Source organism: Serratia fonticola (assembly GCF_001006005.1).
GTDB lineage: Bacteria > Pseudomonadota > Gammaproteobacteria > Enterobacterales > Enterobacteriaceae > Chania > Chania fonticola.
Genome location: NZ_CP011254.1, coordinates 2931172 through 2942992, shown reverse-complemented (window position 1 = coordinate 2942992; position 11821 = coordinate 2931172). Strand labels below are relative to the sequence as shown.

The following is an 11821-nucleotide window of genomic DNA, read 5'->3' as shown; positions in this document are numbered from 1 at the left end:
CGTTCGGGAGACGGGCCGCCGAAATTAACGATCGTCACAATAACAAAGCCGAAACGGCAACCAAGCGCAGTTATCGGCATAGATGTGGTAGCGATAATGAAAAGACACCTTTATGGCATGGATGGAGCTCGGCTCACGCTACGGCGTGCGGCCACAATCGGACTGTTTTTGGGCGGATTAGGCGGGCTGACTGGTCAGTCTCTCGCCGCACCGCAGGTCGAATTTAACTGGCAAGCCGCACCGACGGAGCGTTCGGTGATGACGCTCACTTTACAGGATGCGATCCTGCGAGCCTTTGCTCGTAACCCGCAGATCGCCCAGGCTTCGGCGCAGATTAACGTGGGTAAAGCCGATCTGGCGCTGGCGCAAAGCGCCTGGTTCCCACAAATTGCCCTCAACAGCAATTTTGGCAAATCCAGCCAGACCGACTCTTCCGGTACCTTGAACAACAACGCCTCGGCAGGCGTGACCCTGAACCAGTTGCTGTATGACTTCGGCAAAACCAGCGGCAGCATTGAGGAGCAAAATAACCTCTCCGACGCCTATCGCTACACGCTGTACCAAACCATGACCGAAGTAGGACAGCAAACGCTGCAGGCTTACCTACAGGTCAAGCGCTATCAGGACTTGGGCATTGCGGCGGAGCGCAATCTGGTGTCGCTGAACCGGGTCAAGGAAATTGCCGAGCTGCGGGCCAATGCTGGCCTCAGTTCACAATCCGACGTGTTACAGGCGCAAACCCGCATCGCCGGGATGAACGCCACGCTGGAACAGTATCGCGCCCAACACCGTTCGGCCCTGGCGCAGCTTTCCGTATTGACCGGCGTCGTGCCGGATAAATTGCCCGACCTGCCGCAGCAACTGCTGCAACAGAAAATCACCCTCAAGTCGCTGCCCTATCAAAAAAGCAATGCGGTGCTCAGCGCCCAGGCCAAGCAGGAAGCCGCTACCCAGCGCATTCGCCAGGCGGAGGCCCAACATTGGCCGACCGTTTCCGTCCAGGCAGGCCGCACCCGCTACGAGAGCGATGGCAACGACGCCCGATCCTATTGGAACGATCAGTTGCAGCTGGTGGTGCAGGCACCGATCTATCAGGGCGGCGCGGTCAATGCCAAGGTTGATGCCGCCGAGGGCGATCGCCAGGCAGCACAGGCTCAGGTTGAAGCCGCCAAACTGGATATGAACCAGAAAGCCTCTACCGCTTATGCCGATCTGATCGGTGCACAGCAGCGGGAGCTGGCCGGAGCGCAACAGCTGAGCAGCGCGGACTATACCCGCAGCGTCTACCAGGACGAGTACAAGCTCAGCAAGCGCAGCCTGAACGACCTGCTCAGCGTGGAACAAGACGTACTGCAGGCAGAAACCTCACGCGTCACCGCGCTGTACGACGGCTGGGACGCGGCGGTGCGCTATGCCTCCGCGGTCGACAACTTATTGGATATGTTGGGTATCGAGCGCCAACGAGCCAGTGGCGACAGCTTACCGTCGCTGTAGTCTGAATGATTTTGCCAGGAGCGCTTATGTCACAACCTGCATCACTCGAAGCCTGGATCGCAGCCATGGCCCGGGCGGCCAACGGCTACGGTCTGGCTGTCGATATCAAATCCGTCCGCCAGCAAATGCGCTGGTATGAACAACTGCCTGCCCCGCGCCGGCTGGAACGTCTGGGCCACCTGATGGGGCTTAGCGTCAGCTTGCAGCCGCGGGAGAAAGTCCGCTGGCGTAACGAGATCCTACCCGCCCTGATCGAGATCGACGACGGCGGCCTGATGGTGATCGAATCCCTCGACAGCGAAGGCAAGGCGCTGTACTGGCTCAACGACAGCGGCGACGTGCAACGAGAGGCCGAGTTGGTGGAGTTGCTGCTGAAAGGGCAAGGCAGCATTGTGCTGCTGGGGGCGGCGGAGCGCGGGCAGGATGCGCGTATCGACGACTTCGTACAGCCCTACCGCAAGCACTGGTTCTGGCAACATTTTCGCGGGGCCAAACGGCAAATCGGCGAGATCTCGCTGGCCTCGATCATCAGCAACGTACTGGCACTCGCCGGTATTCTGTTTTCGATGCAGGTCTATGACCGGGTTATTCCGGCTCAGTCTTACTCCACCTTGTGGGTGCTGTTCTTTGGGGTGCTGATCGCGGCGGCGCTGGAGTATGCCATCCGCCTGTCGCGCACCGTGATCTCCGATCTGATGGGCAAGAAAATCGACCTGAAGATCTCCGGCATGCTGTTTGCCCGCGCCCTGGCGATCAAAAACGAAGCGCGGCCAAAATCGACCGGCTCGTTTATCTCGCAGCTGCGGGAGATCGATCAGGTACGGGAATTGCTGACCTCCACCACCGTGGGTGCGGCGGCGGATATGCCGTTCGTGCTGCTGTTCCTCGCCATTATGGCGCTGGTCGGCGGCCCGCTGGTGTTTATCCCGATGCTGGCAATCCCGCTGATCGTCATTCCTGGCATCTTGCTGCAATGGCCGATGGCCAGGCTGGCGAAGGAAGGCATGCGGGAAAGCGCTCTGCGCAACGCGGTGCTGGTTGAGTCGATCGAAGGGGTTGAGGATATCAAGGCACTGCAAGCCGAGCCCTACTTCCAGCGCCAATGGGAACAGACCCACGCGGTCAGTGCCAACATCGGTATGCAGCAGCGGCTGTGGGGCGCGCGGCTCAGCGGTTGGGCCTCAACGGTACAGCAGTTGACCTATGCCGGGATGCTGGTGTTTGGCAGCTATCTGGTGCTCGCTGGCGATATCACTACCGGTACCATGGTGGCCTGTAGCCTGCTTTCCTCACGCACCATTGCCCCGCTGATGCAGTTGACCATGGTGTTCTCACGCTGGCAGCACGCCAAAACCGCCATGACCGGCCTTGACGATCTGTTGAAGAAGCCGCTCGACAAGCCGGAAGAGGGCAAGATGGCTCATTGCCCGGTGCTAAGCGGCCATTTCCAACTGCGCAATCTGCAATACAGCTACGACGTCGAGAAAGGGGATAACTCGATCACCGTCAATAATCTGGAGATCAAACCCGGCGAACGGGTAGCGATCCTCGGCAAGGTCGGCGCGGGGAAATCGACGCTGCTGAAGCTGCTTTCCGGCCAGGCGAGCGCCACCCGGGGCAAGGTGATCATCGACGGTGTCGATATCAGCCATATCGATCCCAGCGATGTGCGCCGCCAACTGGGCTTTCTCTCGCAGGAGTCGCGGCTGTTTTTCGGCAGTCTGCGCCAGAACCTGATGCTCGGCCACCCTCATGCTACCGAATCGGAAATGCTCCAGGCGCTGCGGATCTCGGGCGCACTGAGCCTGGTGCAACAGGACGCCGCCAGCCTGGATCGCATTATTCATGAAGGAGGCCGCGGCCTGTCCGGCGGCCAGCGCCAGATGGTGTTGCTGAGCCGTATGATCCTGCGCAACCCGCAAATCGTGCTGCTGGATGAACCTACCGCCTCCATGGATGAACAGTTGGAAGAGTACGTGATCCGCCAGATGCACGGCTGGCTCAGCGGCCGCACGCTGGTGCTGGTCACCCATCGGCCAGCGCTGTTGAAGCTGGTGGATCGTATCGTGGTGCTGGATAACGGCCGCGTGGTGGCCGATGGGCCACGGGATCAGATCCTGCAGGCAGCCAATAAGCCGATCAATAAAGAACAGGGCGTAGCATGAGGAGCGAGCAATGAGCAATATCACCATGCAAGACGATCTGGCACGCCAGGGGCGGCGGCATTCCTCGGTACTTTGGTTGACACTGCTGGGGATGATCCTGTTTGTGGTCTGGGCCTATTTTGCCATACTCGATGAGGTCACCGTCGGCACCGGCAAGGTCACGCCCTTAAGCCGGGCGCAGCTGATTGAGAGCCTGGACGGTGGGATTATCGATCACCTGTATGTGCACGAAGGTGACATCGTCAACAAGGGCCAAAAATTGGCGCAGTTGGATGTAAAACGCTTCCAGTCCAACTATGGCGAGGCCTTTTCCCGCGTGCGCACCTTGCGCGCCTCCGCCGAACGCCTGCGTTCCGAGCTGACCGGTGAGCCACTGCAGTTCAGCGCCGATACGTTGAAAGAACCAAGTCTGGTGGCCCGTGAACGCCAGCTGTACGAATCCCGCAAGCGCAACCGTGATGAAACCGTCAGCAATCTGCAACAGTCGATGCAGTTAGTCCAGCAGGAATTACGCATGACCGAGCCGCTGGTTGCCAAAGGGGCCGCCGGTCAGGTTGAAGTGATCCGCCTGCGGCGGCAGGTCAGCGAACTGCGCGGCAAGATTGACGAGGCAATTAACCAGTATGCCGTGCGGGCGCGTGAGGAGCAGGTAAAAAACAACGCCGATCTGGACGCCCAGTTGGAGCTGGTGAATGGTAAGGAAGATCAGCTGGATCGCGCCACCATGGTCTCGCCAGTGCGTGGGATCGTGAAGGATATTCAGGTGACCACCGTGGGCGGCGTGTTGCAGCCAGGCGGCAAGCTGATGGAGATCGTGCCGTTGGAAGATCAGTTGCTGATCGAAACCCGCATCAACCCACGCGATATCGCCTATATCCGCCCTGGCCTGCCCGCCACCGTCAAAGTAACCGCCTATGATTCGTCGATCTACGGCAACCTGAATGGCGAGGTGGAGAACGTTTCCCCGGATACCATTCAGGACGAGGTCAAACGTGACCAGTATTACTACCGGGTTTACGTGCGCACCAAGCAGGCGGAGCTGATGAATAAGGCGGGCAAGAAGTTCCCGATTGTGCCGGGAATGGTGGCCAGCGTGGAGATCAAGACCGGGCAGAAAAGCGTGCTGGATTACCTGATCAAGCCGCTGAACAAGGTGAAGGAGTCACTGCGGGAACGGTAATTATTAAAGACCAGAGAGTGGTTAGCCTCCCTGGCCTTATTTACGTTTCCACCTTCATCAGTCGATGAATCTGCGGATCAGTTCCAACAGCGCAACCAGCGCTTTCAGAACGATGAGAACTTTATCAATGAAAGTTTTCATCCGTTACTCCTTAAAAAGGAGTGAGAGCCCCCTACTTGCCCTTACATTGCCTGTTATAGAGGTTGCCCTTCATTGTTAGATATTGGCTGCTTCACTCCGGCTAGAGCACCAGAACCGGCACCACCCGTAACTCCAGCCAGGACTTGAATACGTTCCCTCGCATACCAGAGTTCAACAGCAAACAGAGCTAACCCTCTGATTATATCCGCTACGCGGTAGTTTGAAAATCAATCAAATCCTGCGTATACTGATCGAGTTAGATATTGGCTGTTTCACTCTGGTTAGAGCCACCAACTCAGCGCCAGAATGTAAAAAAACCCGATTCACCATCGGGTTTTTTTACGCCTGAAATTCGCTCAAAAATCAGTAAAACTCACTGCCCGCGCCGAGCCCTGCCCACCGCTTCACCCAACTGCCACACCGCCATCGAATAATGCACGCTGTGGTTATAACGGGTGATAGTGTAGAAGTTCGGCAGGCCGTACCAATATTGATAACGGTTGCCCATATCCAGGCGCAGCAGGCTGACCTGCTGATTCCCTTCCAACGAGCCTTGCGGCGTCAACCCAACCGCAGCCAGCGTAGCGACCGAATAGTTGGTTTTAAAACCGGTCTCTAAACCAGGAGCCTGGCCATTAGCCGGCACCGCCACCGTTGCCCCACGCGTCCAGCCATGAGCTTTGAAGTAGTTGGCCACGCTGCCGATGGCATCCACCGGATCCCACAGGTTGATATGGCCGTCGCCGTTGAAGTCAACCGCATAACTCTTGAACGACGAAGGCATAAACTGACCGTAGCCCATAGCACCGGCGTAGGAGCCGCGCAGGGAAAGCGGATCGTCACCTTCGGCGCGCGCCATCAGCAGGAAGGTGGCCAATTCACCGCTAAAGTACTCGGCACGGCGTGGGTAGTTAAACGACAGCGTCGCCAACGCATCGATAATGCGCGTTTTGCCCATCACTCGGCCCCAACGGGTTTCCACCCCGATAATGCCCACGATAATTTCTGGCGGTACGCCGTAAACCTGGTAGGCGCGCTGAAGATCCGCCTCATATTTATTCCAGAACACCACTCCGTTCTGCACGTTGTCCGGCGTCAGGAACTTGTTGCGATAGCGGATCCAGGCACCGTTTGGCGACGTCGCTGGCTTACCCGCGGGTGCCTGCTTATCCATCAGCGCCACCACCCAGTCTAGCTGTTTGGCCTGGGCCAGTACGTCATGCAACTGCTGGCGCTCAAAGCCGTGCTCCTGCACCATCTTGTCGATAAAGCGCGCCGTCGCCGGATTATTGGCAAAGTCGCCGCCGAGTGGATGAATGGCATGCTCCGGTTCAAGCACAAAACCACTCTGCACCAGGCTCTCTGGGGGAGCCAATTGCTCAGTAGGTTTAGGCTCGCTGCTACAGGCAGCCAGCAAAGGGATCAGGGGTAAAAGCGTAACCAGATGACGCATCGGATATCCATATAGGCCAGGCAAAAATAGTTGTCGCTATGTTAAGCCATTGTCTGGCGCGAACAAACAGGAATCTGGTCCCCGGCGACCTCATTTTGTTCACAAAATACCCAGCTGAAAAGCAAGGACACATATACACTTACTAGTGCTTACCTTTATCAAGGCGATACCCGTTCAACGCCACCACGCCCGGTTGTTTCATTGCCCCTGGGAACTGGCGCAATCAACGTGTTTTCTCTCCAAAACAGCACACGAGGAATAACGTATATGAGTAAGCTCCCCGATCAAGAACCGCCACGCCGTGCCCTGCTAAAACGTACCGCAGCCCTTTCAGTATTAGCCATGACCGGCATTGCCGGTTTCACCGCGCCGTCAGTGGCCTTTGCCGCCGCGATGACCAAAGAACAGCGCGATAAAATGACGCCGGACGACATCATTGCCAGCTTTAAACAAGGCAATATGCGCTTTCGGGAAGGCAAAATGCAGCAGCATGACTATGTTGCCCAGAAGCAGGCCAGCGCTCAGGGACAGTTCCCGGCAGCAGTCATTTTAAGCTGCATTGACTCACGCGCTCCGGCGGAGATCCTGCTGGACACCGGCATCGGTGAAACCTTTAACGCGCGTGTTGCCGGTAATATCCAGAATGACGACATTCTGGGCAGCATGGAATTTGCCTGCGCCGCTGCCGGAGCCAAAGTGGTGCTGGTGATGGGGCATACCGCCTGCGGCGCGGTAAGAGGGGCCATCGAGAATGTCGAGTTGGGTAACCTGACCGGGTTGCTCAACAAGATCAAACCGGCCATCGACAAGACCGAATTTAAAGGCGAACGCAGCGGTAGCAACTATGAATTTGTCGATGCCGTCGCCAAAACCAACGTCGAGATGACCATCGCCGATATCCGCAAAAACAGCCCGGTGCTAAAAAAGCTGGAAGAGGAAGGAAAAATCAAGATTGTAGGCAGCATGTACCATCTGGACGGTGGCAAAGTTGAGTTTCTCGCTTAACCCTTAGGTAACCCCTCACAACAGCGGTGGGCATTGGCTCGCCGCTGCTTATAACTCTTCTTGAGTATCAATGCATTACATCACATCCTGTTTCAATAATTATTCTGCTAATTATTGAAAATCCCTCTTTTGATCAAACAAGCCTCCAGCCATCAACATAGAATTCACAAAAAATTAAACTCATCAAGGATAGGGTTTTACATGGAAATTAAGGTTAATGGCCGTTTGGTCGCACTGAGCAATATCCCACCAGAGACTCCCCTGCTGTATGTCCTTCGCAACGATCTACAACTCAACGGCCCCAAATATGGCTGTGGCCTGGGTGAATGCGGTGCCTGTACCGTACTGATCGACGGCGTTGCGGCCCGCTCTTGTTCCACCCCGCTGTCTGCTGCCCAGGGGAAAGCGATCACCACGCTGGAAGGGCTAAGCCAGGAAGGCCATTTACATCCGGTGCAACAGGGCTTTATCGACGAACAGGCCGCACAGTGTGGCTACTGCACCAACGGCATGATTATGACGCTGGTGGCGCTGTTTGAACGCGATCCCGAAGCCAGCGAGCAACAGATCAAAAACGAATTAGCCTTCAACCTGTGCCGTTGCGGTACCCATCTGGAAATTCTGGCTGCGGCGAAACAGGCCAAGCGGCTACTGGCCGAGCGCGGTGCCCAATGATGGAAATGCAAATAACCCGTCGCCGCCTGCTGCAGGCGGGTGGCGTAGTGATGGTCAGCAGCCTGTTACCCTTCAACGCGCTGGCAGGCAGCCCTGCCGCCGCAGGCAAAGCGATCCCCCTGGACCGTATCAGCAGCTTTATTGCCCTCAGTGCCGACGGCAAAGTGACCGCGTTTAACGGCCACGTCGATCTCGGTACCGGCATACGCACCTCACTGGCGCAGATTGTCGCCGATGAGCTGGACGTGGCTTTCGACGATGTCACGCTGATCCTGGGCGATACCAATCGCACGCCCGATCAAGGCCCAACCATCGCCAGCGCCACCATTCAGGTAACCTCGGTTCCCTTGCGTCAGGCGGCAGCGCAGGTGCGGCAATTGCTGGTGGAACTGGCTGCTCTTGCCTTCAAGCGCCCGGCCACACAGCTGACAACCGCCAATGGCTTCGTGTTTGCCCCAGATGCCCCCTCAGCCCGCCTGAGCTACGCCGAACTGGCGCGTGGGCAGGATCTGCATCTGCCGCTGGACAGCAATGTGGTGCTGAAAAGCCCGCAAAGCGGCCAGTATGTGGGCAAACCGGTGGCTCGCGTCGATATTCCGGCCAAGGTTCGCGGCCAACTGACCTATGTGCACGATATGCGCCTACCAGGCATGTTACATGGCCGGGTGGTACGTCCGCCTTATGCCGGAGCAGACAGCAGCGCGCCATTAGGAAAAGCGATGATCTCCGTCGATCGGGGCTCCATCGCCCACCTGCCCGGTATTGTCAAACTGGTGGTCATCAATGATTTTATCGGCATCGTGGCCGAGCGTGAGGAACAGGCGATCGCAGCCATGCGCCAACTGAAGGTGCAATGGCAGCCCTGGGCCGGGTTACCGGATCTCTCTTTGGACAAGCTGCACGCTACGCTGGAAGCCATGCCGAAAGCCGAGCGAATTCTGCGCGACGATCCGGGCACCACCGACGCCCTTGCCGCAGTCGCAACGCCGGTCAATGTCGACTACGTCTGGCCATATCATTTACATGCCTCTATCGGCCCTTCCTGTGCCGTGGCCGAGGTGAACGCGCATCAGGTGGAAATCTGGTCTGGTACGCAAAATCCCCATGACCTGCGCAAAGACATTGCCAAATTGCTTGGCCGTGAGCCGGAGCAGGTGCATATCAATCGCATGGAAGCTTCCGGCTGCTACGGTCGTAACTGCGCCGACGACGTTTCGGCAGATGCGGCCTTACTGTCACATGCCACCGGCAAGCCGGTACGGGTGCAGTTGATGCGCGAACAGGAAGCGGGTTGGGAGCCAAAAGGCACCGGGCAATTGATCCGCGTACGTGGCGGGCTGGATGCCAATCATCAGGTTGCCGCCTATGAGCTAAGGACCAGCTATCCCTCCAACAACGCCGTTACCCTGCCGCTGGTATTGACCGGCAAGGTCGCCAACCGCGCAGATGTGCAGCAGATGGGTGACCGTACTGCCGTGCCGCAATATGAATATCCGCATATGCGGGTGATTGCGGAAGATGCGGCCCCTATCGTGCGGGCTTCCTGGATGCGTGGCGTGTCTGCGCTGCCGAACGTGTTTGCCCATGAAAGCTGGATCGACGAATTGGCCTACCTCGCCAATCAGGATCCGATCGCCTACCGGCTGCAATATTTAACCGATCCGCGCGCCATTACGTTGATCCAGGCGCTGAAAAAACAGGCCAACTGGCAGGATGGGCCAGCACACCGCCAGCCGGTGGCTGAGGATCAAGAAGTGGTTAATGGGCGAGGCTTCGCCTACGCCCGTTACTTCCACAGCAAATTCCCCGGGTTTGGTGCCGCTTGGGCGGCCTGGGTCTGCGATCTCAGCGTTAATCGCCGCAACGGGCAGATCAAACTGAACAAGATCTACGTGGCCCACGACTGCGGGCAAATCGTCAATCCGGCAGGCGTGCGCCATCAGGTGCATGGCAACATCATCCAGTCTGCCAGCCGCGTCCTGAAAGAGTTTGTCACCTTTGACGCCAGCGGAGTGACTTCCCTGGATTGGGGCGGTTACCCCCTACTGCGGTTTGACGAACTGCCAGAGGTGGATATCCAACTGCTGGATAACCCACATGAGCCACCGATGGGAGCGGGTGAATCCGCCTCCGTACCGAGCGCTGCCGCGATCGCCAATGCGTTATTTGATGCGCTGGGCGTCAGGCTGCGCGAAGTCCCCTTCACTCCAGAGCGGATCCTGAAGGCATTATCGGCTTCGGCCACCTCCAGCCAAGAAAACGGGTAATCTAAAATGAACAAGATAAAGAAAATCGCCGGGCTGGGCGCAGTGGCTGTTGCCGTCATCGTGGCGGTGGGGGCCATTGCCACCTGGCAGCCAGAAATAGTGCAAGTCGAAAGCCTGGATACCCACACCTTCAACCAGGCGCAGATTGAAAAAGGTAAGCAGTTGGCCGCTCTTGGTGATTGCGCGGTGTGTCACACCCGCCCCGGTGGTGAGCGCAATACCGGCGGGCTAGCGATGGAGATCCCGTTCGGTACCATCTATACCAGCAATATTACGCCCGACCTGGAAACGGGTATCGGTAGATGGTCCTATCCCGCCTTTGAACGCGCCATGCGTCACGGGGTCGATCGCCAGGGCAATTACCTCTACCCGGCTTTCCCCTATACCGCATTTACGCGCACCAGCGACGAAGATCTCAAGGCGCTGTACGCCTACCTGATGACGCAGCCAGCGGTGCATTACCAGCCGCCGAAAACCGCATTACATTTCCCGTTCAATATCCGTCAGGGGATTGTGACCTGGAACTGGCTCTATCTGACGCCCGGAGCCATGCAGCCAGACGCCAGCCAGAGTAAAGAGTGGAACCGGGGGGCCTATCTGACGGAGGGGCTAGGCCATTGCAGCGCCTGTCATTCGCCACGAAACTTCCTGTTTGGGGAGCAAGGGGGCAGCAAACACTTGAGCGGCGGTGTCGCAGAAGGCTGGACCGCTCCGTCCCTGACCGCTAATCCTCAGTTGCCGCTGGCCTGGAGCCAGCAGGATCTGCTGACCTTTATGCAAACCGGCTACTCCGCAAACCACGGTGTGGCTGCTGGGCCGATGGCGCCGGTGATCGAGGAAGGTCTTTCTCAACTGCCAACAGAGGATTTGCAGGCCATTACTACCTATCTGCATTCTTTCAATCCTCAGGATGAAAGCCTCCCCGGTAAGGCCACAGAGATTAACCGGCTGGCGGAGCAAAGGGTTGAGCCGCTGACTTCGCAGGGAGCGCGGATTTTCTCCGGTGCCTGTATGGCTTGCCACTCTCAGGAGAAAGGCGCGCAGATGCAGGGCGTACGCCCTTCCCTGGCCCTGAACAGCAACCTGTATAGCGACAGCCCGGATAATGCCATCCGCGTGGTGCTTTCCGGTATCCAGCATCCGGCCAAAGGCGAATTGGGCTATATGCCTGCGTTCCGTTATAACCTCAACGACGAGCAAATCGCTGCGCTGCTGCAGTATCTACGGCAGGACTTTACCAAGCAAAAACCGTGGCCTGATTTGCAACAACGGGTGGCTGAACTGCGGGCGGAGACTGACCCCTCACCCCAACCCTCTCCCACAGGGAGAGGGAGCTGATGACCCCTGCTCTTTTGGAAGTAAAGAGATAATCTCAGCAAACTCGATCGGTCCCCTCGCCTTTTGGGAGAGGGAGCTGATGGCCCCTGCTCTTTTGGAAGTA

General features: G+C 57.7%; 9 protein-coding genes. 7 read left to right on the top strand and 2 right to left on the bottom strand.

All coding sequences use genetic code 11. From position 1 onward, the window contains the following. The first annotated feature begins 96 nt into the window (after positions 1-96). Genes WN53_RS13090 through WN53_RS13080 form a run of 3 tightly spaced genes read left to right on the top strand, consistent with a single transcriptional unit; the run spans position 97 to position 4839 of the window. Positions 97-1494 carry a TolC family outer membrane protein gene (locus WN53_RS13090; protein WP_235166950.1) on the top strand — a complete coding sequence of 466 codons (1398 nt, stop codon included), beginning with the start codon at positions 97-99 and terminating at the stop codon, positions 1492-1494. Positions 1495-1520: 26 nt separating this feature from the next. Beyond that, positions 1521-3659, top strand: coding sequence for a type I secretion system permease/ATPase (locus WN53_RS13085; RefSeq protein WP_024484161.1), 2139 nt, complete (start codon positions 1521-1523; stop codon positions 3657-3659). A gap of 10 nt (positions 3660-3669) precedes the next feature. Continuing rightward, the gene (locus WN53_RS13080; protein WP_046808076.1) at positions 3670-4839 is read left to right on the top strand and encodes an HlyD family type I secretion periplasmic adaptor subunit; all 1170 of its coding nucleotides are present in this window, start codon (positions 3670-3672) and stop codon (positions 4837-4839) included. A gap of 57 nt (positions 4840-4896) precedes the next feature. On the opposite strand, the gene dinQ is transcribed toward WN53_RS13080, so the two are convergent. Then, on the bottom strand, positions 4897-4980 hold the full coding sequence (gene dinQ, locus WN53_RS29155; RefSeq protein WP_363135933.1) for a damage-inducible type I toxin DinQ: 84 nt from the start codon (positions 4978-4980) through the stop codon (positions 4897-4899). A 373-nt stretch (positions 4981-5353) separates the two neighbouring features. Beyond that, positions 5354-6433 carry a lytic murein transglycosylase B gene (gene mltB / locus WN53_RS13075; RefSeq protein WP_024484160.1) on the bottom strand — a complete coding sequence of 360 codons (1080 nt, stop codon included), beginning with the start codon at positions 6431-6433 and terminating at the stop codon, positions 5354-5356. A gap of 267 nt (positions 6434-6700) precedes the next feature. Here mltB and WN53_RS13070 point away from each other — a divergent pair, with 267 nt between their 5' ends. From WN53_RS13070 to WN53_RS13055, 4 genes are all read left to right on the top strand, one after another. Continuing rightward, positions 6701-7438: a carbonic anhydrase gene (locus WN53_RS13070; protein ID WP_024484159.1), complete on the top strand. Its 738-nt coding sequence runs from the start codon at positions 6701-6703 to the stop codon at positions 7436-7438. A gap of 201 nt (positions 7439-7639) precedes the next feature. Further along, a complete protein-coding gene (locus tag WN53_RS13065; protein ID WP_024484158.1) occupies positions 7640-8113 on the top strand; it encodes a (2Fe-2S)-binding protein in 474 nt (157 codons plus the stop codon). After that, a complete protein-coding gene (locus tag WN53_RS13060; protein ID WP_046808075.1) occupies positions 8110-10380 on the top strand; it encodes a xanthine dehydrogenase family protein molybdopterin-binding subunit in 2271 nt (756 codons plus the stop codon). Before WN53_RS13065 ends, WN53_RS13060 begins: the two co-directional genes overlap by 4 nt. Before the next feature lie 6 nt (positions 10381-10386). Then, positions 10387-11718: a c-type cytochrome gene (locus WN53_RS13055; protein WP_024484157.1), complete on the top strand. Its 1332-nt coding sequence runs from the start codon at positions 10387-10389 to the stop codon at positions 11716-11718. Positions 11719-11821 lie beyond the last annotated feature (103 nt).

Bases quoted from the DNA above. Each gene is read 5' to 3' on its own strand.
- dinQ (WP_363135933.1), bottom strand. From the start codon at position 4,980: ATGAAAACTTTCATTGATAAAGTTCTCATCGTTCTGAAAGCGCTGGTT.
- WN53_RS13070 (WP_024484159.1), top strand. From the start codon at position 6,701: ATGAGTAAGCTCCCCGATCAAGAACCGCCACGCCGTGCCCTGCTAAAA.
- WN53_RS13085 (WP_024484161.1), top strand. From the start codon at position 1,521: ATGTCACAACCTGCATCACTCGAAGCCTGGATCGCAGCCATGGCCCGG.
- WN53_RS13055 (WP_024484157.1), top strand. From the start codon at position 10,387: ATGAACAAGATAAAGAAAATCGCCGGGCTGGGCGCAGTGGCTGTTGCC.
- WN53_RS13090 (WP_235166950.1), top strand. From the start codon at position 97: ATGAAAAGACACCTTTATGGCATGGATGGAGCTCGGCTCACGCTACGG.
- WN53_RS13065 (WP_024484158.1), top strand. From the start codon at position 7,640: ATGGAAATTAAGGTTAATGGCCGTTTGGTCGCACTGAGCAATATCCCA.
- WN53_RS13060 (WP_046808075.1), top strand. From the start codon at position 8,110: ATGATGGAAATGCAAATAACCCGTCGCCGCCTGCTGCAGGCGGGTGGC.
- WN53_RS13080 (WP_046808076.1), top strand. From the start codon at position 3,670: ATGAGCAATATCACCATGCAAGACGATCTGGCACGCCAGGGGCGGCGG.
- mltB (WP_024484160.1), bottom strand. From the start codon at position 6,433: ATGCGTCATCTGGTTACGCTTTTACCCCTGATCCCTTTGCTGGCTGCC.